Below are 21,550 nucleotides of genomic sequence, written 5' to 3'. Positions count from 1 at the left end.
TTGATGCATAAGTTTTCCACGTCAAATGCTGGTTTTTGAGTTTAAGGGTCAAGGAAAAACAACTCAATATTCAGCGATCAATGAGGCGATTCAAACCGCTCAATTTGTCCGCAACAAATGCATCCGTTACTGGATGGATAACCGAGACGTTGGACAAAAAGACTTGTATCGTTATAACACGGCGCTAAGAGCTGAGTTTTCCTTTGTCAAGGACTTAAATTCCCATGCTTGTCAAACGGCTGTGGACAGGGCGTATTCGTCAATCGCCAGATTCTACAGTAACTGCAAAAAATCTGTTCCCGGAAAAAAGGGTTATCCAAAGTTTAAGAAAAACTGCCGTTCAGTTGAATATAAAACTAGCGGTTGGAAGCTTTCTGAGACTCGCAAGCAAATAACCTTCACGGACAAAAAGGGAATCGGTAAGCTTAAGCTCAAAGGGACGTGGGACTTAAACTTCTATCAACTCGATCAGATAAAGCGGGTGCGGTTAGTCCGTCGCGCTGATGGCTACTATGTACAATTTTTGGCTAGCCCTTCGACTTCGCTCAGGGCTAGCGCTGAAAACAAAGTAGAAAGCAAGCCGACAGGAAAAGCCATTGGTTTAGATGTAGGACTCAAAGAGTTCTATACCGATAGCAATGGTCAAAAAGAGCCAAATCCCCGATTTTATCGAGAAGGCGAGAAACGTCTAGGCTTCCTTCAACGGCGGGTCTCGCGTAAAGAGAAAGGCTCTGCTAACCGAAAAAAAGCCATTAATCGACTAGGGCGAAAACACCTCAAAATAAGTAGGCAGCGTGAAGAACATGCCAAGAAAGTGGCGCGTTGCGTAATCCAATCTAACGATTTGGTTGCCTATGAAGATTTGAGGATTAAGAATCTGGTTAAGAATCATTGTTTAGCTAAGTCAATTAATGATGCAGGTTGGTATCAGTTCAGAAAGTGGCTGGAATATTTTGGGATTAAATTTGGCAAGATAACCATCGCGGTTAATCCTGCCTACACTTCCCAGGAATGTTCCAATTGTGGCACAACAGTTAAAAAGTCTTTGTCCACCAGAACTCATGTTTGTCGGTGTGGATGTATTTTAGATCGAGATTGGAACGCCGCCATTAATATTCTGAAATTAGGATGGTGTACGGCAGGGCATGTCGGAACTTGGATTTTAAATCCGAACGCTTCTGGAGACTCGACCTCTACTTTGATTGGAGAAATCCTGTCAAAGCAAGCCGGATCTGTGAACGAAGAATCCCCGCACTTTTAGGGCGGGGAGTGTCAATTTACGCTGTTAGGCATCATACAGTCTTATCCAGCCAACTACGATTCGATTTCGTTTGAAAGTCTAATCGATGAATTCTTATGCTTAGGAAAGTTATTGACTCGGATCAAAATACCCGTTATGGGGTTTATTATACGGTTTATGGATCACTGGCTGGTGATGATCAATTAGTGAGGTCTTACCTCTGGGCAGGTCCTTATGATGATATGAAAGCTGCTGTCAATAAATCTCAAGAGTTGAGACATTCTCATCAAGAGGATGCCTCATTTATCGTGAAAAAGTATGTTGAGTGAAATACTCAGACAGTAATGTCTCCGATGGCGATAATTTTTCACCGATACTATGGATTAATCCCGTTTCTGGTAATTGTTCCGGAAAGTCAGGAAGACTTTTTAAGCAGGCGTTGATGACCATCTCACGTTCACTGAAAACGACACCTGTTTCTTTCCCTGGTTCTATTCGTTGAATTGTAATTCCATCTTCAGTATTCTGTTCCTGACTCGCCATGCTAGCCAAGCTAGTCCAACAATCACTATTATGAGTAGTCGCAAAAACTTGGACATTGAGTTTTTTAGCAGTTTCCCAAATAAGTTTCCACATATCTTCCATCGCTGTGAAATGTAGTCCGGTATCAATTTCATCAACCAGCAATACTCCGCCCCTAGCACATACCGTTGATAATGCTAGACCCAACATCCGCCATATTCCATCCCCCATACTCCCAATTGGAACGCGCTGATCACTGTCAGCAAGACGCACGACAAATCCACTACGAGACTCTGAATTTCTGAGGGTTTTAGACGTAATAGAAGCAAGACGTTCAATTTTAGGTTCAATCGTCTGAAGTGCTTTATAGACAAGCATTTCCTCTGGTGTTAAAACGACCTGATCAAATAAATCAGTCATGTTGGTTGTTGTTAAAGATGATGATGTGATATATTGATTTATTACTGCATTTTTTGATGGCTTACCTATAACTCGCCATCGACGAATATAATCTTCAGATAGTCCTCCATTAGAGGACAAACTGCGTTTCCACCCCTCTCGCTTATTGCCATCAGTCCACAAAATTTTAAAAGCAAGTTCTATTAAGTTATCTGAAAATTCTTCAACTACACTGGTAGATTCATCAAATTCACTCTCTGAATCTACCTTAGAAGCAATCGGTTGTTTTTCTATAGATACGAAAAGTTTATTTTCAAGATTATCATTTGAAGCCAATATTGAAAATTCACTGCCTAATTCAATTTCATGACCGTGAAAAAGATGACAAATATCAAGTTCACGCTCTCTTCTGCCTCTTCTAATGTCATCACTCCAACAATATTCACCTCTGTTAGTCAGAGCTTCAAGTAATGGTTCAGGATTACCTCTGGAGCATAGAAGTTGAATTGCCTCTAGTATTGATGTCTTACCACTGTTATTTTTACCAACGAGTAAGTTAACCCTGCCAAGCTGCTGAAGCTCAAAATGTTTGAAACAGCGGAAATTATTTATTGTGAGATTTTTTAACATATTTCATTCCCTTCGGTGCTTTTGGATAAATAAGCTTGAATGGGTTGTAAGAGGATTGCCAAAATCTTATCGACTTCCTTAATATAGTATTCTAACCGATCAATCAATACGGTATGTTCCTCTAAGACCAAAAACCGCCAAGCTGTCCCTGTTGTTACAGCACCATAAATTTTATCAATTTTATTTCCGGCTCTTTGGTTAAATATCTGGGCGGCGACCATTTCGGCAATACATTGACCAAATCCTGATGGGATTTTTTCATTTTTGGCTTCGGCAATCGTAATCACTGGAGCGTTGATATAAAATTGTTCTGCTGAACAACTCAGAATAAAGTCACAATAGCCTTGTAAGCCTTTTTCGATATCGACATTGAAATCCGTTCCAGAGAATAAACTCACTTGATAGTTCACCTGTCGCCTAACTTCTGATAAAACTGGAGCAATAATAAATTCAGAACGGGCTTTTTCGGTATCAATGGCTGTCGCTAAAGGGATAGAATCAGCTAACGTGAAAGTTAACAGTTCTGAGGGTTGTACACCGGGAACATCCGCGAACAAGTTTTGCGTTTCATCAACGGTTAAGCCAAAATCTTCCTTGACTTTAGCTAAGGTGAAACTGCTATATGCCATGAGGAAACCTCTAGGTTAATTGACTGATACCCAGTTCTGTTCTAACGTATCTGTCATTCTGAGCGAAGTGAAGAATCTGCTAAGGGAAGAATCTGGACAGATGCTTCGTTTCGTTCCTCCGCTTCGCTACGGACTCCACTCAGCATGACAGATGAACTCTATAACGAAGGACAAATGACAAATGACAAATGACAAATGACAAATGACAAATGACAAATGACAAATGACAAATGACAAATGACAAATGACAAATGACAAATTATCGCTGATCCAATTGACGGGAACCAAATAAGGCTTCTCTTGCCTTTTCATCCATATTGCTGTTTTTCACTTAAAAGTGCTAACCCTCGCTGTACCGCAGGTCGCTGATTAATCGCATCAAACCATCGCTGAAGATGGGGATAATCGGCTAATTTTTGTCCCTGTTTTTCATGGGGAACAATCCAGGGAAAAATTGCCATATCTGCAATAGAATACTCACCCGCTACGTACTCGCTTTGGGATAACTGTTTATCGAGAACGCGATACAAACGAGTGGCTTCATTGGTATAGCGATTAATCGCATACGGGATTTTTTCGGGTGCATATTTGCGGAAGTGGTGCGTTTGTCCCAGCATGGGTCCAACACCACCCATTTGGAACATTAACCACTGAATTACAGCATAGCGATCGCGTGGCTGTTTGGAAATGAATTGTCCGGTTTTGTCGGCTAGATACAGCTCCCATTGCACCGGACTCGAATAGGGATAGGGGTTGACCCTCAATTCCTTGAGAATCAACAATCACAGGTATTTTAGGGTTTGCTGCACAACCCAAAAACCATTAGCCATCAATACTTTGAGTAGCATTGACATTGGCTCATCTTCCAGGAAAGAGAATAAAACTAATCAAAACCCTTGCACCACTATCAGGAAAATGTACCCTTGCTCCCCCAGCTTCCCCAGCTTCCCCGGCTTCCCCCGCTCCCCCTCACCACACCACTTATTCAGCAGCCCCTATTTTATTGTTGGGACTGATGGCGAGAAAGTCTGGCTTGAAGGGATGACAAGCTCCCAGATGTTCCACCGGAGATTTGGGATCGCTATATATTCACGATAAATTTACATTTCAGATTTAATCAAATGTAAACTTTTTGGTTATTTATTGCTTAAAAACTATTTTCATTAACTTTTATTAATTTCCGGTTTTAATGAGTAAATGTTTGCTAGGTTGAGCGTGTAAAAAACAAAAGCTTTACTATAACAAATTTAAACCCAAAGTTAACCAAAAAAGTCTATGTCAGTTAAAGACAGATATGAATAAGCAAATAAAAGAAAAACTCCAACAAGAAATACAGGATCTGGGCGATCGCTTACACCGGGCTGAGGTGGAGTTGCGGGCGCTAAACCTAGACGTAGACGCCTTGCCAGATATAGGACTTGACCCTCGATCAATCAGGGAACTCAGACAAGACAATCCATTCCTGCTGCAAGGGATTCTAGAGAACACCACGGATATGATGACGGCGCTGGATTTGAACTGGCGCTATATTGCCTTTAATCAAGCGTATAAAACCGAATTCATTAAGATTTTTGGGCGAGATATTGACATCGGTACAAGTTTGATAGAAGCCCTGAGCCATTTACCGAATGGACAAGCAAAGGCACAGGACATCTTGGGACGGGCGCTACGAGGTGAAGAGTTTACAGTCATTCAGGAATTTGGCGATAGTAAGCGCGATCGCAATAAGTACCAATTCACGTTTCACAGTATCCGGGATGACCAAGGACAGACCCTAGGCACTTTACACATTGTTAAGAATCTGAGCGAGATTGAGCGGCAAACTCAGCAATATCTGCAATATCTCCTCATCTCCAGCCCTGCGGTGATTTTTAGCACCCAGCCTGAGCAGAATTATAAGCTGACTTATATCAGTGACAATGTTGTCAATGTTGTGGGTTACACCCCAGAGCAATTTTTGAATGGGTCAGATTTATGGTTAAATCATATCCATCCTGAGGATATTGACTTGATTCTCCAGGAATTACCCCGGAAATTAAATCAGGGAAGTTATTCCTTTGAATACCGTTTTCTGCACGCCGATGGAACCTATCACTGGCTGTTGGATGAAGGGAGGTTAATTCGAGATGAAACGGGTGAACCGATTGAGGTTGTTGGTTATTTCGTGGATATCAGCGATCGCAAACAAACAGAAAAAGATCTAAACCTACAGGCGGTGATTAATCGAAACATCGAAGAAGGCATTTGTTTGGTTAGAGCGAATGACGGGATAATCGTTTATGCTAACCCAAAATTTGAGCAGATGTTTGGTTATGAACCCGGTGAACTAAACAACCAACCTGTGACGATTATTGACTATGAAAATAATCAAATTGGCGTCGAGCCAGTTCGACAGCTAATTACTCAAAAAATTATGGCAAAGGCAAATGCTGAATATACCTGCCAAATTCATAATGTAAAAAAAGATGGAACTCCCTTCTGGGGTAAAGCGATAACGTCTCGTTTTGAGCATCCCGACTATGGCACCGTCATGGTTACTGTTCAACAAGATATTACCATACAAAAGCAAACTAAAGAGCAACTCCAAGCTTCCCTCAAAGAAAAAGAGGTCTTGCTCAAAGAGATTCATCACCGGGTGAAAAATAATTTGCAAATAGTCAGTAGTCTGCTGCAAATGCAGTCGCGGCGGACTAAATATCAAGACGTAGCGTTGGTTTTGCAAGACAGCCAAAATCGCATTGCCTCGATTGCCCTGGTGCATGAAAAGTTATATCGGTCTGATAATTTAGCTCAGATTGATTTTGCCCAATATGTTCCCGATTTAATTACTCATTTATTTGATTCTTATAGCATCAGTTCCAGTCGAGTTCGCCTTTCCTATCAGGTTGAGGATATTGATCTCGCCATTGACACAGCGATTCCCTGTGGCTTAATTTTAAATGAATTGGTGTCTAATACGCTAAAATATGCTTTTCCAGAGGATCGGCAGGGAGAAATAGAGATTAAATTTCAACGAAATCCGGATAATAACTTACTCACTCTGCTTGTCCGGGATGACGGTGTGGGAATCCAAAAATCCTTTGATATCGAAACAACCACTTCATTAGGATTAACCCTGGTTTTAGGCTTAGTCGAGCAGATCGATGGAACCTTAGACCTAAATTGTGACTCCGGAACTGAATTTAAGATTACCTTTAGCAATAAACTCAGAACTTGATAATGTCTAGAATTAAGGATTACCCGATGATGTTTCCCAAACCACCTCCGAACTTAAAAGAAACAAAAAAAATTCTCGTCGTTGAAGATGAGAAAATTATCGCGATTAATCTGAAAGAAAGCTTAGAATCCCTCGGCTATACCGTACCTGCCATCGCAGCGTCGGGAGAACAAGCGATTGCAAAAGCCACTGAGTTCCGTCCCAATTTAGTGTTGATGGATATCTGGCTCAAAGGCAATATTGATGGGATTGAAGCCGCGCAGCAAATCTGGGATTGCCTGAAAATTCCCACAATTTATGTCACCGGACATTCGGATCAAAGTACGGTAGAACGGGTAAAAATTACGGCTCCCTTTGGCTATATCCTCAAACCCGTTAAAGAACAGGCTCTTTACGTAGCAATTGAAACGGCACTCAAGCGATATGAACGAGAACAATTAATTAGCGCCATTCTCAGAGGGATTGGAGATGGAGTAATTGTTACCGATAAAGAGGGTCAGGTTAAGTTTCTGAATCAGGTGGCGGAATCCTTAACGGGTTGGCAATTGGCTGAAGCCAAAGAGCGGAAATTCACCGAAGTCTTTAATATTGTCGATGAACAAACTCGACAGCCTGTTGAGGATGTCCTGAAAAATGTTCTAGAACAAGATACAATTATTTATTTAGAAAAGCAGATTTTATTGCTCCCCAAGCAAGGAAAGCCAATCCCTATTGCCGATAGCCTGGCTCTGATTAAAAATAACGATGGTGCGATCGAGGGTATGGTTTTGGTGTTTCGAGATGCGACACGACAACGTTTAGCCCAAGAACAGAATCGCGCCCTGGAACGCGCCCGACAATTAGAGTATGATATTGCTGAACTGCAATGTCTAGATCTGTTCCACGATGACAGTTTAAGTAAAGCGTCATTAGAATTGCCCACGTCTCCGGCAAAGATTAAATTGGCAGTTCGGATTCTGGAAACCATTTTAGATCAACAGAGTTTATTAAGTTCACAAATCCGTTCTAATTCCACAGTGATTGCTCGTTATTGGCGGATTGTCCAGGAGCAGTGTAATCAGAAACTGAAGCTGGTTAACGATTTGCTGGATATCGGTGCGATTGAAACAGAAGTTCATCCCTTACAATTAACGTTGATTCAATTCCCCGATTGGATGCCTGAGTTGATTAAACCCTTTGAAGCCTGGGCGCAGTTTCAGCAGCAACGGTTGCATATTGATATTGATCCGAATTTACCCCCCCTGGTTTCAGATCGGTTGAGTTTAACTCGGATGTTGACAGAATTACTAAATAATGCATTTAAATACACGCCAGCCGGGGAGGATATTGGGGTAACAGTGCGGGCTTTGGGAGATGGCAATGTAGAGACGCGCCATGGCGCGTCTCTACGTCAGGGAGACGGGTTTTGGACTGTCGAGATTCAGGTGAGGAATTCTGGGGTGGAGATTCCCCTGGATGAACGAGAGAAAATTTTTGAGCCATTCTATCGCATTCCGAGTTCCTATTCCTGGAAACAAGAAGGAACGGGTTTAGGATTAACCGTGACGAAAATGTTAGTGCATCGACTCCAGGGCGAGATTGATGTCACGAGCGATCGCGACGGGACAATCTTCACAATTTTTATACCTAGTTTACAATCCCAAGAGATGGAAGTGGAGCATGATCATGATCAGTGAACAATATTTATCGGAAATTGACACAGCAACAATGGCTCGAATTCTGGTTGTGGAAGATGAGAGAATTATTGCTCTGAACCTGAAGGAAAATTTAGAAGCTTTGGGTTACGGTGTCGTTGGAATTGCCGCCTCTGGGAACAAAGCTGTCACCCAAGCCGGGGAACTTCATCCTGATTTAGTGCTGATGGATATCTGGTTACAGGGGGACATGGATGGAATTTGGACGGCGCAACAAATTTGGAATAAGTGGCAAATTCCGGTAATTTATTTAACCGGACATTCCGATAAAATTACCTTAAAACGGGCAAAGGTAACGGCACCCTTTGGCTATATCCTCAAACCTGTGAATGAACAGCAATTATCGGTAGCCATTGAAATTGCCTTGCAGCGCTATAAACGGGACCAATTTTTGAGTGCAGTGCTGTGGGGAATTGACGATGGCGTAATTGTCGTCGATCAAGATTGTCGGATTCAGTGTATGAATCAGGTGGCGGAATTGCTAACCGAATGGCAATTTGCCGATGCGAAGAATCGGGAGTTGAAGGATGTCTTTCAAATCATTGATGTGCAAACCCAGCAGCCTGTGAATAACTCAGTGACGTTGGCATTCAAAGAAGATAGACTCGTTGATCGTACCGATGATCATGTCCTAATTACCAAGACAGGTCAACAAATCGTGATCGCAGACAGTGCTGCACCGATTTGGGATAATCAGGGGGATCTAGCGGGGGTGGTGTTGGTATTCCAAGATATACGCGATCGCAAACAAGCTGAAGCCGCGCTACGCCAGCAGTTAGCTCAGGAACAACAACTTAACCAGTTCCAACAGCAATTTATTCACACGGTTTCCCATGAATACCGCACCCCGCTTTCGATTATTCAAGCCTCAACCTTCCTGATCGAAACCGATAGTTCATCGGTTCGCTCAGAGAATAAGCGAGTCAATTGCCAGCGAATTAAACAGGCGGTAAAATATATGGTAGGATTGCTGGAAGATGTATTAACCTTTGGGCAAGCCGAAGCGGGTCAACTGCTCCTTGATCCGATGCCTTTAGATGTAAACCTTTTCTGTCAACAACTCATCGACGAATACCAACTTATTGCCAGTGATCAAGCTAAAATAACCTGGAGCAGTTGCGGCAAAAGTCAAACCGCTTATCTGGATCAAAAAATCCTGCAACTGATTGTGAGAAATTTACTCACCAATGCTTTGAAATATTCTCCAGAAAACAGTTCTGTTTATCTAACGCTAACCTGTGAAGATGATAGGCTGACAGTCGAGGTAAAAGATAACGGAATTGGCATTCCACCAGAGGATCAACCTTGTATCTTTGAGCCATTCCGCCGCGCCAGTAATACAGGGACAGTTCGAGGTTCAGGGATGGGGTTAGCCATCGTCAAGAAAGCCGTTGATTTACATGGGGGAACATTGTCAGTGGAAAGTGTTTTGGGTATTGGTACAAGGTTTACAGTGGTTTTACCCTTCCCCGAATAATTAGTCTGGTCATTTGTCATTTGTCATTTGTCATTTGTCATTTGTCATTTGTCATTTGTCATTTGTCATTTGTCATTTGTCCTTTGTCATTTGTCATTTGTCATTTGTCCTTTGTCCTTGATTATACTCGCTTCGTTTTTTTAATAGTTTATTGCCCTAAATAATTCATTTAATTCTCGTGGTTGCCATGAAAACATTAGCCAAAAACATCTCTGAAAAACTGATAAGTATTCTCGTCGTCGAAGATGAGCGAATTATCGCTATCAACCTGAAAGAACAGTTGGAATTATTTGGGCATTGTGTTTGTGCGATCGCGACATCAGGAGAGAAGGCAGTGGAAAGGGCGACAACCCTCCGTCCTAACTTAGTGTTAATGGATATTTTCCTCCAGGGAAATATGGATGGAATTGAAGCAGCACAGGTTATTTGGGAACGTCTTTCAATTCCCGTGATTTATGTCACCGGACATTCTGATCTGAGTACCTTAGAACGAGTCAAAGTATCGTCTCCCTTTGGTTACATTTTAAAACCGATTAAAGAACGGGAATTATTTGTCACGATTGATATTGCCTTACATCGCTATTCCCGCGAACAATTACTAACCACGATTCTCCGCGAAATGGGGGATGGTGTGATTGTCACGGATACTCAATGTCACATTCGCTTTCTCAACGAAGTTGCACAAATGTTTACGGGATGGCAGTTCGTTGAGGCAATTGATCAAGAGTTAAGTGAGGTGTTTCAACTTTTTACTCAAAACACAAGGCAATCGGTAAACCTGCCGTTAAGAACAGCGATGGAAAACAATTTTCCCTTTTCAATACCTAAAGATAGTCTCTTGATTTCCAGACAAACTAAAAGGATTCCCATTGGCGGTAGTGTAACACCCATTCACGATAAACAAAATAAGGTAATTGGGGCAGTTTTGGTGTTTCAAGATATTAGCAATTCTATTCAGATAGAGGCAGCTAATGTTAAATTAGAACAGGCATTGGCGGAGTTGAAAACAACCCAATTTAAACTGATTCAATCTGAGAAATTATCTAGCCTAGGGCGCATGGCAACAGCATTAATTCAGGAGTTTAATAATCCGATCACCTGGATTTGTGGCAATATTGTTCTGGGTCGATCATATTTCCGCGATCTGATCGACCTGCTGCACCTCTATCAGCAAGCTTGTCCTAAACCTACGTTAGAAATTCAGCAGTTACTAGAACAGATTGATTTAGAGTTTATTGCCCAAGATTGGCAAAAAATGTTTAACTCGATTCATATAGGTGCGGAACGTCTAATGGATGTCACGCTATCGCTGCAAGCGCTGCGGAATTTCTCGACATTGGATGAACTGGATCAAAGGATGATTGACATCCAGGAAATGATTAATTCAACCTTATTACTGGTACAGCATCGGCTCAAGCCCCAAGGAAAAAAGCCAGAGATTCGGGTAATTCAAAACCATGATAATTTGCCTTGTTTAATGGCTTATGCCAGTCAGTTGAATCAGGTGTTTATTCATATATTCAACAATGCCATTGATGCGATAGATATGAAGGGATTACCGGGTATTATTACCATTGACACCAGATTGATCAGTCACCCGGTTTCACCGCAAGTTGGAGAGGAAGGAGAGGGGGAAATGATCAGAGGAGGAAATCAGGGAGATAGAGAAGGTGGGGAAGAAGTGAATAGTCAAATTCATGTCCTTGAGCGCAGCGCCGGATTAGCAGTCAACACATCTCAAAAGGCGCGAGATGTTGTAATGATTCGCATTACTGATAATGGTTGTGGCATGAGTCAGGAAGTACAACAAGAAATTTTTGACCCATTTTTCACGACCAAATCTGTGGGAACAGCCGTAGGATTAGGGTTATCAGTTAGCTATAAAATTGTGGTGGAGAAACATGGCGGTAAAATCCACTGTCATTCAGTCGAAGGTGAAGGAACAACCTTTGAAATTGAGTTACCTGTTATTAAGTAGGTAGAGCGTCATTGGTCATTGGTCATTGGTCATTTGTCATTTGTCATTCGTCATTTGTCATTCGTCATTGGTCATTGGTCATTGGTCATTCGTCATTGGTCATTCGTCATTGGTCATTGGTCATTGGTCATTGGTCATTGGTCATTGGTCATTTGTCATTGGTCATTGGTCATTTGTCATTGGTCATTGGAAATAGGAAATAGGGAATAGGGAATAGGTATTAGCACGATTAAAAAAGGGCGGGTTTTGCAGCCAAGTTAGGGAAAACAATCAACAGTAGTCCCTAAACCCGCCCCTACAAATCCGGTTCCCTTGAAGGTCGTGAAAGGTCAACACTCTCCGGAACCAATCTCCCCACACCTCAGTCATCCCTTGATTGGGGAATTGTTCCCCAGGTTACAGAGTTCTATTGATACCCATGCATTTCTCTGGAAAGCTATTTTTAATTCTATTAACCTTAACCTTCTCCTTTGTTTTTCCTCACACCTCAAACTCCCTCTTCTGTCCCTTAGTTGCGTGGAGTCGTCACCCAGAACGAGACTTTGGACAAGATGGTCGAGATGGTACAGATGGACGTGCGGAGAGACGGGGACGAGATGGGGAAAATCGGACAATTTTTGTGGATGGTTCTCCGATTAATCTGGAGTTGTCGGGAGGAAATGGTGGTGATGGCAATAATGGACAACCGGGTGAGGATGGAGATTGTTCCCGACAGCCACGAAAGGTTGATTATGACCTAAAAGCCGCCGATGGAGGCGATGGTGGAAATGGTGGAAATGGTGGAGATGGTGGGGATGGCGGGTCATTGACAGTTTATTATACAAATCGAGAGGATTTGAAACAAATCTATGTACGTTCCCAGGGCGGACGTGGAGGACGTTCTGGACGCGGCGCTTATGGGGGGGATGGCTGTGACTGTAATGACCGAAGTTGGGAGATAGAAATCTGTACCAAAAATTCAGATAATGGTGAGGAAGACTGCGAAACTGAGCGATTCGAGTGTGAAGAGGGTGATGATGGTCAAGATGGTCGAGATGGTCAAGACGGAAAAGACGGAAGCATGGGGACGCTGACATTAATTAATCGGAGTGAAGCATTACCCCCAGACAAACCCACCGCTACCGTTACTCTACCCCAACTGCAAAACGGCGCGATCGCACTCTCTGTGAATCAATGGCGAACTCTTACTGGTGCAACCGCTTTACTCGCCCCCAATTCAATCATTGCCAATCAGTATCGGGAGTTTATCGGACGTTTAGAACGGTCTTTTGAGTTAGTCTGGAATGCAGACCGGGCGATTACCGACTTTTATAATCAACCGATATCCCTCAGTCTTAAATCTGACCGACGCATTGATGTATCCTTACCGGAGGACGTTTGGTTTGATGGCAAAATGATGCCACAGGAAAATGTAATCCAGTTTGTCGTCACCAATGCGCTACTGAAACAGGAAGCCACCCAACTAACGCGGGCAGATTTTGCCGGAAATCGTTCAGAGTTAACCTTTAGTGTGGTGGACTTAGCCGGAAAGTCCGACTTACTCGACACCCAATTCAGGTTAAGATATCGTACTGCCAATTCAGGCGATCGCTTCCGTCGCTTCTATAATTACAGAACCCGGTATGAAGGAATTATTCCAGCCGAACTTGTCAATCGCCATAACAACCGCTACACGCTAGAAATAGGCAAACTCCCCATAGAAGCTGAATACCTGCGTCCCGGAGTCGCGATCGAAATTGAGTTAGTCGCTACTCGTTCCTTTGCGGGAAACTCAGCCCAACAGGAAATGAATTGGCGCGGGGAAATTCGATAAGTTTTAAGATCGTCATTTGTCATTTGTCATTTGTCATTTGTCCTTTGTAAGGGTTTGAGGCTTGTTTACAAAATTTATTACAGTGCCGTTTTCTTTTGTCCGACTACTTAAGCATCTTGCTCGCTACTAATATTGAATTGCATGACAGCTTATGTACTACGCCACTACTTATAACGGGCTAAAGCCCTTACTACAAACTCCAAACTTCAAACTTAACCAAATTTATGTCTTAGGATTGATGTATGATTGAGAAAAACCATAAATCCTGATAGGGATTCAGTATAATTCGCTTAAGGAGTTCATGACGCCAGATTTCTTACAGGTTACGTTTTTATACAATCAAGTCGTAGACTATCTCATCGCCTTTGTCATCTTGGTTGTGGGAATTTTTCTGATCAAAATTCTCCGCCGAGTGATTGTAGGACGGCTCAAACGCTGGGCGGCGAAAACGACAACTCAGTTGGATGATTCCCTGATCCAGATGATTGAACGAGCCGTGATTCCTATCCTTTATGTTGGCACGTTTTATGTAGCGATCGCGAATCTCACCTTACATCCGATTTTGGATCAGGTAATTGACGCTTTGACGTTGATTGTTGCCACGATTCTAGGGATTCGCCTCTTGGTTTCCCTGGTGGAATACGGTTTCCGGCTATATTGGCTAACTCGCCGCCAAAGTGAAACGGTGCAACAGGCGCTTGATGCGTTAATTCCGGCGGCTCGAATTGCAATTTGGGCGCTGGGAATTGTCTTTTTGTTAGATAATCTGGGTTTTGATATCTCCGCTGTTGTGGCTGGATTAGGCATTGGCGGTGTGGCGATTGCTTTAGCGTCTCAAGGCTTTCTCCAGGATTTATTCAGCTACTTCTCTATCCTCTTTGACCGTCCCTTTGAATTGGGAGATTTTATCATTGTTGGCGATTTCCTCGGTTCAGTCGAACATATTGGCATTAAAACGACTCGTCTGCAGAGTTTAAGTGGAGAACAACTCATTTTTGCCAACACCGATTTAACCAGTTCGCGGATTCGCAATTTTAAACGGATGCCTAAACGACGGGTGGCGTTTAAGTTTGGCGTGCTTTATGAAACGTCTCAAGAAAAACTTCAGCTCATCCCCGAAATTGTCCAAGGTATTGTTGAAAATCTGGATAATACCACGTTTGACCGAGCGCATTTTAGCGATTATGGGGATTTTAGCTTGAATTTTGAGGTTGTTTATTATGTTTTAAGCAGTGATTACAACCTCTATATGGATATCCAGCAGCAGCTTAATTTACAGCTTAAACAGGAATTTGAAGCGCGTCAGATTGAGTTTGCTTACCCCACCCAAGTCACCTATTTGGGGAATCTCAACACCGGAGAAATTAGCGATTCTTTAAGTGCTTTGGTCGCTGATGGCAAACCCTAAACCGTTGGCTGGCGTAATATAGCAGAAGGCAGAAGGCAGAGGAGGGGGTGAGAGGGAGATGTTTTTATTATGGGTGATGGGTCCGGACATCATATAATACCAAGTTACAGTCATAATTGGACTGTGGACAAAAACCTATATTTGCGTAAACAATCGGCAAATATAGGTTTCGGCTTAATTTGTAGGTATATTTCAGTTTCTTACTCCCCATCTTCATCTGAGAACAGCGCCTCTAAATCTCTATAGCCACGCTTCTTCCCGCAAAATCTCAATCCCATCCTCAATTGGTTGATAAAAAATTAAATAATCATCAACAGGAAAGCTTCGCAACGAAGGTAAAAGCTCATCCCGCCTCCGCCCCATGTTCGGAAAACTAGCCAACGTCCGACACTTTTGATTAATCTTCTTAAGTAAACGCTCCGCTGCACCCAAACTACTCTGATCAGCAACATAGTCGATAATACTTTCAATATCTCGACTAGCTGGAACAGTAAATTGGCAAATATTACTCATTCACCCTCTTGAGAACGACGTAAAAGCAGCTTCTGTTCGAGTTGGCTAAAAACCGTCTCACCATCAACCACCTCTCCCCGTTTCGACGCTTCAACTCCAACCATAATTTCCCCCCTCAATTCCTCAAAGCGCCCCTTATAGATACGTTCCCGTTCAGCAAACGCCCTAAGTGCAGCCAGGATAACCTCCTCCGGTGATTTGTATTTCCCGCCCTCTACTTGGCGTTGAAGAAACTGCTCAAGTTCTGGAGTTAAAGACACATTCATTGACTTTACCCTATATCGTGTTAATGATCTTCCTATTCTAGTTCTAGAACTAAACTGAAGTTTCCCCAGCTTCCCCAGCTTCATCGTATCTACGAAGCTGCTCAAGTATTTTCATGCCCGCTGCACTAGCCATCTCGCAAAATCTGTGGTAAAGGTATCCCGTAAAATCGCCTCTCGAATACTTTGGGTAAAGCGAATCAACTCTGTCACATTATGCAGGGAGATTAACATAAAGCCCAAAACTTCCCGCGATCGCACCAGATGACTCAAGTAGGCGCGGCTAAAGTTCTGACAGCAATAACAGGGACAAGTCGCATCCAACGCCGAAAAATCCTCACGAAACCGAGCATTTTTCAAATTCCAGCGTTCCCCCTGAACCAACGCCGCCCCATGACGCCCTAAGCGCGTGGGAATCACACAATCAAACAAATCCACACCTGATGCGATCGCGCGTGCCATTTCTCGATATGTCCCCACCCCCATCAAATACCGTGGCTTATCAACAGGTAAATACGGTGCCGTCGCCGCCACGATGTCATGGATCAAGTCCACCGGTTCCCCCACACTCACCCCACCAATGGCATACCCCGGTAAATCTAAAGACACCAACGACTCAGCCGCCTGACGACGCAAATCCGGATAAACACCACCCTGAACGATACCAAACAACGCTTGCTGATCCGAACGAGTGTGAGCATTTACACAGCGCTTAAGCCAGCGATCTGTTCTCTCCAATGACGCCTCAATCTCCGCCCGACTCGCTGGATACGGCGGACATTCATCAAATGCCATAATAATATCCGCCCCTAGCGCATTTTGGATAGCAATTGACCGTTCTGGGGTGAGATTAATTAACCGTCCATCCCGAGGCGAACGAAAAACCACACCCTCTTCGCTAATTTGTCGCAATTTACTTAAGCTAAAAACTTGAAAGCCGCCCGAATCCGTCAAAATTGGGCGCTGCCAACCCATGAAGTGATGCAGTCCTCCCGCTTGCTGGACAATCGCTTCTCCGGGTTGTAAGTGCAGATGATAGGTATTGGCGAGAATAATTTGGGCTTGTGCTGCTTCTAACTGAGCAGGAGTTAGAGTTTTGACCGTTGCCAAAGTACCCACGGGCATAAACCGGGGCGTTTCAATCAGACCATGGGGACTGTGCAGTAATCCGGCGCGTGCCTTGGTTTGGCTGCACCATGCCTGACATTGAAAGGAAAATGAATTGTATGTTTGAGCCAACGCGGTTAAGGGTTCAGAATCGTGCTTTGATTATTGTGGCTCATCATCTCTTTTATTTGCGGATTAGAACGGACATTCCCCCTCATCATCAATTTGTACATCCCACCGGGCATTGAGTACCTGGGTGACCATGGCTTCTAGGGCTTCGGCGTTGAGGGTTTCCACCGATTGCTCATGTAAAGGGTTGGATAGGGGAATCAGTCTCAGCCGACGGTTATCCTGGACTAAATCAAAATAAGCCTGCTTTTCCGGTGTCTGATGCAGTTGCAAGTAATCAAAACTCTGGACATTGATGTAGATAGCTTGATTCGCAATCAGGGTAGAACGGCGGGAATCGGCAAAGACTTCCAGCACATATCCTTCCCCCTCACTTTGCTTGTTGCTATCGATGGTGTGACTATAGCGGACGCGACCCAAATCAGTGAGTAGGCGTCCCATGTCTTGCTTATTGATAATAATGCCCGTATCAATGATACAAGGGGCGGGAAGTCGGCGTGGAGATTGATGATAACTCATGGGTAAAGCCTATGATGCATAAGGGGCTGATATTGCCTTGCAAAGAGTATTGGCATTAGTGTAAAACCCGACTGAAAAACCTAATGCTTCGATTTTAGCGACTGTCCAGCTAAAGGCAAGTCAGAAGCTGTGGCAATCAAGAATCAGAAATTCATCCACGGGCTCGTGCCGGTGGATTATCATCTGAAATACTTGAGTGTTACGGGTATTACAGTAGGGTTACTAAACCATACTATCCCAATATTTACCCGCTATTCATCGGACAATATACGTAAATTTCTGTGTAGTGAACTATGAACCCAAATCCTGAGCCACTCAATATCTCTGTGACACCTGTATCCCCGTGCTTCCGGGCTTACCTGCACCTGTGTCCCTCTAAATTAGATTATTCTCCATGAAGGGGTTTAGAGTTCAATCGATGTGGCAAGCGGTGCAAAAGTCCTGGCAGTCTTGGTTGGGTGCTATCACCTTTTATACTTGTATCCCCATTCCCATGAGTTGGGGGTTAGACTTTGAGCGCATTGCCCGTTGGGCACCTGTCGTTGGACTATTTATTGGCGTTCTATTAGCTATGCTAGACGCTCTTTTGCAACACTGGGGTATGCCCCACTTGACCCGAAGTGGGATTATCGTGGTGAGTTGGGTAGCACTAACCGGAGGATTGCATCTAGATGGCGTGATGGATACGGCAGATGGCTTAGGTGTACAAGATCCGAAGCGACGGCTGGAGGTGATGGCAGATAGCGTTACTGGGGCATTTGGGGCGATGGCGGCGATCGCGCTACTTTTACTAAAAATGGCGGCGCTTACGGATATTGAGACTCATCGCTGGTTGGCATTAATTACTGTAGCCGGATGGGGGCGCTGGGGACAAGTCGTGGCAATTTCGATGTATCCGTACCTCAAAGCCACAGGAAAAGGCGCATTTCATCAACAAGGGATTCGGGTGCCGATTGATAGTCTGTGGGGGGCATTTTTACTCCTAGGGGTATGTGGCTTACCCCTACTCATGAATATGAATAGAGATAGTCTGGAGTTAGCCGTTATTAGCGCCGGAGGAGGATGTGCGATCGCGCTTTTGACCGGCTTCTGGTTTTACCGCCAGTTGGGAGGACATACGGGGGATACTTATGGGGCGGTGGTGGAATGGACAGAAGCCTTATTGCTGTGTTTGCTGACAATAGTTGTCTAAGCTGGGCAACGTATTGGTGAAAGTAGGGGTACGGCAATGCCCATTGGTGTCAACTTAAGGTGAAGAGCGCTGAGATCGGGGGGTGTAGGGGCGGGTTTTACAGATAACCTTTTGCACCAAACTGATAACTTGACTAAACCCGCCCTTCAAAAGAGTTGGGGGAGTGTCAAACTGTTACTGTTCCCGGAAATGATTTATACTTAACCACAAAACCCCCTAAGACGAACAGCACAATCACAATCGTTCCGATTCCCAGAGGACTAGGAATCCAATACACCACCCCTAGGCGGTTAAGTTGACCCGGAATCAGAGTCCACACCAGCAGATGCCCATCCTCGTCAATCTGGGGCGTAATGGTATTATCCCCTACATCAAGAATGTTTGCTCCCCAAGGAGTCTGTAAACTAAACTGCAAATCCAACAGCGAACCCGGACTAACGATTACACTACCCTTTGCCGAAAGCACCGCTAGCGATCGCAAATCCAGCTCATAGTTTAACTGATTCCGTTGCACCACGAAAAATCTACGTTGCTCTAGGCTTAACCTCGAGTCAAGACTGGGTAAATCAACAGTTCCCCTATCCTTAGCCTTCCTAGCAGTTGGGTTCACTGGGTTGAAAAATTGGTTGAACTTGGTGGTCAATTCCTCCCCATTACTAAATGGAATTGTGACTACAAGTGTTTGCTGAGAACGGCGCGTCGTTTTTCCGTGGAGTTCCTTAGCACGTCGTTCAATACTTTTGAGCCATTCAGTCGCTTGAGCATTACTAAAACTTCTCAATTGTTCTCCCAAGCGGATTTGCTGCACGATCGCGCCGTGGTTTTCATCCAAGACGTTCACTAAAACATCATATTTAACGCAGCCAGACAGGAGTAATGATACCAGCAGGACAACCCCAAGCACCCGTAGGCGACTGAGAACCGAACCAACGACAGAAAATCCATTTATCAATCCTGGCTTCACCAACTTTACTCCTTTCTCTATTCTCGTATTTTTGCTGTATTCCTAGTAATACCAGTACAGTTATTATCGGAATTCACCACTATTTTAATTCATTCTTTTATTAGTGAAGTTTAGACTCAATTCCCAACGAAATCACATCTAAAGGATTCAATCAAAAATTTTGGTCAAACCACCGCTATCTGTGATATTAGTCTAAAGTCCAATTTTATTATTTATCCAGGCGGGTTCTGTTGATAGATTAAAGGTAATCGGTGTATCTTGACTGGACAAATAGTAAACCTCAGCCGCTTCAGCCTGCTGAGTAGCTTGGTTTAAAATCCGCTCCAGCAGAATGCGGCGAGGGTCCCGCGCTTGTACTGAAAGTCAAGCGTCGGAGGAATCGCCGCCAAGATAAGAAAAGGCGAAGCCATCCGCTTTATGAATGGTGGTGAGATATTTGCAGTGAGCATCAATCAATGAGAATCTCCCACTTTATGGAGTTGCCTTCCTACTCTTATATAATATGAGAAGTCTGGTAGTCAATTCGACTATGCTTTTTTTGGCGGGGCAAGACTTTGAAAAACTGCAAAGCCACCAGCACCAGATAAAGTGGATTGATTAATAGATAGCGCTTCCAGAGACGAACAGGTTCTTGCATAAATCGATAGAGCCATTCTAAACCGAAGGTTTGCATTAAAATTGGGGCTTCGTCAACTTGACCCGCGTGCATATCAAACGCCGCACCGACACAAAGTATAGGACAATCCAATCGATGACGATGGGTAAACGCCCACTCTTCCTGTTTTGGACATCCTAGTCCGACAAAAACGATACCCGCTCCTGATTGGCTAATGGTTTGGACGTACTCAGCATCTTCCTCTGGAGTTAATGCTCGAAATGGTGGAGAGATTGCGCCAGCGATTTTCAAGTTAGGGAATTTTTCGGTCAGATTGACTTGCAGTTGCCCTAAAATCGCTTCGGTTGAACCATAGAGAAAAATACTCACGCCTTCAGCCGCCGCTCGTTCGCACACCCTTAACATAAGTTCAGGTCCCCGGACGCGATCGCGCAGATATTTTTCTCCCGATTTGCGAAACAGATTCAGCGCCCAGCGTACAGGTTGACCGTCTGGGGTGACTACCGTAAAATTATTCAGGCGATAGCCATGACCTTGGGGGTCAAGATAACCGCGCATCATACTATGGACATCCGTTGCCGCTACTGTACACGATTGATGCTGTTTTGCGTTTTGAATAATCAGATCGGTACATTCCTCATAGCTTGTCCGATGAACACCAATTCCGATGACACTGGTTTGACTGGGAGACACTGGTAACGTTTGAGTATTCATTCCTATTTCCTCATAGCTGCCCAAACTGGGTTTCGCATTTTTATTTTTTATCGCCCGAAGTCCCAAAACCTTGTTTCTGTAGACCTGGAGTGAGCCAGACCGACGGTCAACGGTTTTTGGGTTTATCCTCATCGTCTCGCTAAGTCTGGGGAGTTAGGTGTTAACCTCTTTCGGGTTGGGGAATAAAATCCTTTATGGGAAGTAATTTACTTTGAATTGCTCAGTCATGTCAATAGTTCTACATAGATCTAAATGTCAATCCACCAAACGTAAAGACTCTTTACAAAGTTTTGTGAGGTCTCAACCGTTCCATAATCTGGCTGATCCAAGTTAACTTCCCCTTTTTGGGTGAGGGCGAGGCAGATGGCAGATGTCATAAGGGTTGTTGACACTCACCGCCCTATAAGGACGGTGATTCTTTCATCGTAGGGATTCCCATGAATTTACCCTCAGAAAGCATCTTGACCGTGTGTCCCACGGCTGCAAGTCCTCTTATACAGACTATTTGTGCGGCTGCTACATCTCT

At 43.9% G+C, this 21,550-nt stretch carries 19 protein-coding genes and 3 pseudogenes; 10 read left to right on the top strand and 12 right to left on the bottom strand.

The genetic code is table 11. The features are described from left to right. Positions 1-25: 25 nt before the first annotated feature. Positions 26-1,261, top strand: a complete 1,236-nt coding sequence (locus tag RIG27_RS15780) for an RNA-guided endonuclease InsQ/TnpB family protein (RefSeq protein ID WP_446346653.1) — start codon at positions 26-28, stop codon at positions 1,259-1,261. A gap of 95 nt (positions 1,262-1,356) precedes the next feature. Then, the gene (locus RIG27_RS15775) at positions 1,357-1,569 is read left to right on the top strand and encodes a hypothetical protein (protein WP_446346651.1); all 213 of its coding nucleotides are present in this window, start codon (positions 1,357-1,359) and stop codon (positions 1,567-1,569) included. Here the strand turns inward: RIG27_RS15775 and RIG27_RS15770 are convergent. The 4 genes and pseudogenes from RIG27_RS15770 to RIG27_RS15755 all read right to left on the bottom strand — a co-directional run. Then, positions 1,544-2,791, bottom strand: coding sequence for an AAA family ATPase (locus RIG27_RS15770; RefSeq protein WP_446346649.1), 1,248 nt, complete (start codon positions 2,789-2,791; stop codon positions 1,544-1,546). The genes RIG27_RS15775 and RIG27_RS15770 overlap by 26 nt on opposite strands. Beyond that, positions 2,785-3,420 (bottom strand): hypothetical protein, encoded by a 636-nt coding sequence (locus RIG27_RS15765; protein ID WP_446346647.1) that lies wholly within the window; start codon positions 3,418-3,420, stop codon positions 2,785-2,787. Before RIG27_RS15765 ends, RIG27_RS15770 begins: the two co-directional genes overlap by 7 nt. A 126-nt stretch (positions 3,421-3,546) precedes the next feature. Continuing rightward, positions 3,547-3,732 carry a hypothetical protein gene (locus RIG27_RS15760; RefSeq protein ID WP_446346655.1) on the bottom strand — a complete coding sequence of 62 codons (186 nt, stop codon included), beginning with the start codon at positions 3,730-3,732 and terminating at the stop codon, positions 3,547-3,549. Beyond that, positions 3,680-4,239, bottom strand: a pseudogene (locus RIG27_RS15755) (glutathione binding-like protein); the annotation flags it as partial. The gene RIG27_RS15760 and the pseudogene RIG27_RS15755, both read right to left, overlap by 53 nt. 475 nt (positions 4,240-4,714) lie before the next feature. On the opposite strand from RIG27_RS15755, the gene RIG27_RS15750 reads away from it, so the two are divergent. From RIG27_RS15750 to RIG27_RS15720, 7 genes are all read left to right on the top strand, one after another. Further along, positions 4,715-6,637 carry a PAS domain-containing sensor histidine kinase gene (locus RIG27_RS15750; protein WP_446346645.1) on the top strand — a complete coding sequence of 641 codons (1,923 nt, stop codon included), beginning with the start codon at positions 4,715-4,717 and terminating at the stop codon, positions 6,635-6,637. Between the two features lie 2 nt (positions 6,638-6,639). Beyond that, the gene (locus RIG27_RS15745; protein WP_446346643.1) at positions 6,640-8,313 is read left to right on the top strand and encodes an ATP-binding protein; all 1,674 of its coding nucleotides are present in this window, start codon (positions 6,640-6,642) and stop codon (positions 8,311-8,313) included. After that, entirely contained in the window at positions 8,303-9,808 is a 1,506-nt protein-coding gene (locus RIG27_RS15740; RefSeq protein WP_446346641.1) for an ATP-binding protein, read from the top strand. The genes RIG27_RS15745 and RIG27_RS15740 overlap by 11 nt, the downstream gene beginning before the upstream one ends. A 187-nt stretch (positions 9,809-9,995) precedes the next feature. Continuing rightward, entirely contained in the window at positions 9,996-11,786 is a 1,791-nt protein-coding gene (locus RIG27_RS15735) for an ATP-binding protein (RefSeq protein ID WP_446346639.1), read from the top strand. A gap of 11 nt (positions 11,787-11,797) precedes the next feature. Then, entirely contained in the window at positions 11,798-11,989 is a 192-nt protein-coding gene (locus RIG27_RS15730; protein ID WP_446346637.1) for a hypothetical protein, read from the top strand. Between the two features lie 215 nt (positions 11,990-12,204). Next, a complete protein-coding gene (locus tag RIG27_RS15725; protein ID WP_446346635.1) occupies positions 12,205-13,599 on the top strand; it encodes a collagen-like protein in 1,395 nt (464 codons plus the stop codon). 301 nt (positions 13,600-13,900) lie between these two features. After that, positions 13,901-15,007, top strand: coding sequence for a mechanosensitive ion channel family protein (locus tag RIG27_RS15720; RefSeq protein WP_446346633.1), 1,107 nt, complete (start codon positions 13,901-13,903; stop codon positions 15,005-15,007). Between the two features lie 200 nt (positions 15,008-15,207). Here RIG27_RS15720 and RIG27_RS15715 read toward each other — a convergent pair. From RIG27_RS15715 to RIG27_RS15700, 4 genes and pseudogenes are all read right to left on the bottom strand, one after another. Next, positions 15,208-15,520, bottom strand: a pseudogene (locus tag RIG27_RS15715) (type II toxin-antitoxin system RelE/ParE family toxin). Next, positions 15,517-15,786, bottom strand: coding sequence for a type II toxin-antitoxin system ParD family antitoxin (locus tag RIG27_RS15710; RefSeq protein WP_006101934.1), 270 nt, complete (start codon positions 15,784-15,786; stop codon positions 15,517-15,519). The pseudogene RIG27_RS15715 and the gene RIG27_RS15710 overlap by 4 nt, the downstream one beginning before the upstream one ends. A gap of 111 nt (positions 15,787-15,897) precedes the next feature. After that, complete coding sequence (gene tgt, locus RIG27_RS15705) at positions 15,898-17,022, bottom strand: tRNA guanosine(34) transglycosylase Tgt (RefSeq protein WP_446346631.1); 1,125 nt, start codon at positions 17,020-17,022, stop codon at positions 15,898-15,900. 63 nt (positions 17,023-17,085) lie between these two features. After that, complete coding sequence (locus RIG27_RS15700; RefSeq protein ID WP_446346629.1) at positions 17,086-17,538, bottom strand: hypothetical protein; 453 nt, start codon at positions 17,536-17,538, stop codon at positions 17,086-17,088. Between the two features lie 394 nt (positions 17,539-17,932). Here RIG27_RS15700 and cobS point away from each other — a divergent pair, with 394 nt between their 5' ends. Continuing rightward, entirely contained in the window at positions 17,933-18,730 is a 798-nt protein-coding gene (gene cobS / locus RIG27_RS15695; RefSeq protein ID WP_446346627.1) for an adenosylcobinamide-GDP ribazoletransferase, read from the top strand. A gap of 166 nt (positions 18,731-18,896) precedes the next feature. Here cobS and RIG27_RS15690 read toward each other — a convergent pair whose 3' ends face one another. From RIG27_RS15690 to RIG27_RS15675, 4 genes and pseudogenes are all read right to left on the bottom strand, one after another. Continuing rightward, the gene (locus tag RIG27_RS15690) at positions 18,897-19,694 is read right to left on the bottom strand and encodes a DUF3153 domain-containing protein (RefSeq protein WP_446346625.1); all 798 of its coding nucleotides are present in this window, start codon (positions 19,692-19,694) and stop codon (positions 18,897-18,899) included. Between the two features lie 493 nt (positions 19,695-20,187). After that, positions 20,188-21,024: a WecB/TagA/CpsF family glycosyltransferase gene (locus RIG27_RS15685; protein ID WP_446346623.1), complete on the bottom strand. Its 837-nt coding sequence runs from the start codon at positions 21,022-21,024 to the stop codon at positions 20,188-20,190. 248 nt (positions 21,025-21,272) lie between these two features. Beyond that, complete coding sequence (locus RIG27_RS15680; RefSeq protein WP_446346621.1) at positions 21,273-21,401, bottom strand: hypothetical protein; 129 nt, start codon at positions 21,399-21,401, stop codon at positions 21,273-21,275. A gap of 23 nt (positions 21,402-21,424) precedes the next feature. Beyond that, a pseudogene (locus RIG27_RS15675) lies at positions 21,425-21,550 on the bottom strand (RNA-guided endonuclease InsQ/TnpB family protein); the annotation flags it as partial.

The sequence above is a fragment of the Coleofasciculus sp. F4-SAH-05 genome (assembly GCF_040222985.1).
In the GTDB taxonomy this organism is placed as follows: domain Bacteria; phylum Cyanobacteriota; class Cyanobacteriia; order Cyanobacteriales; family Coleofasciculaceae; genus Coleofasciculus; species Coleofasciculus chthonoplastes.
Note: the sequence above shows the minus strand (reverse complement) of the source record. Positions and strands in the feature narration are given on the sequence as shown.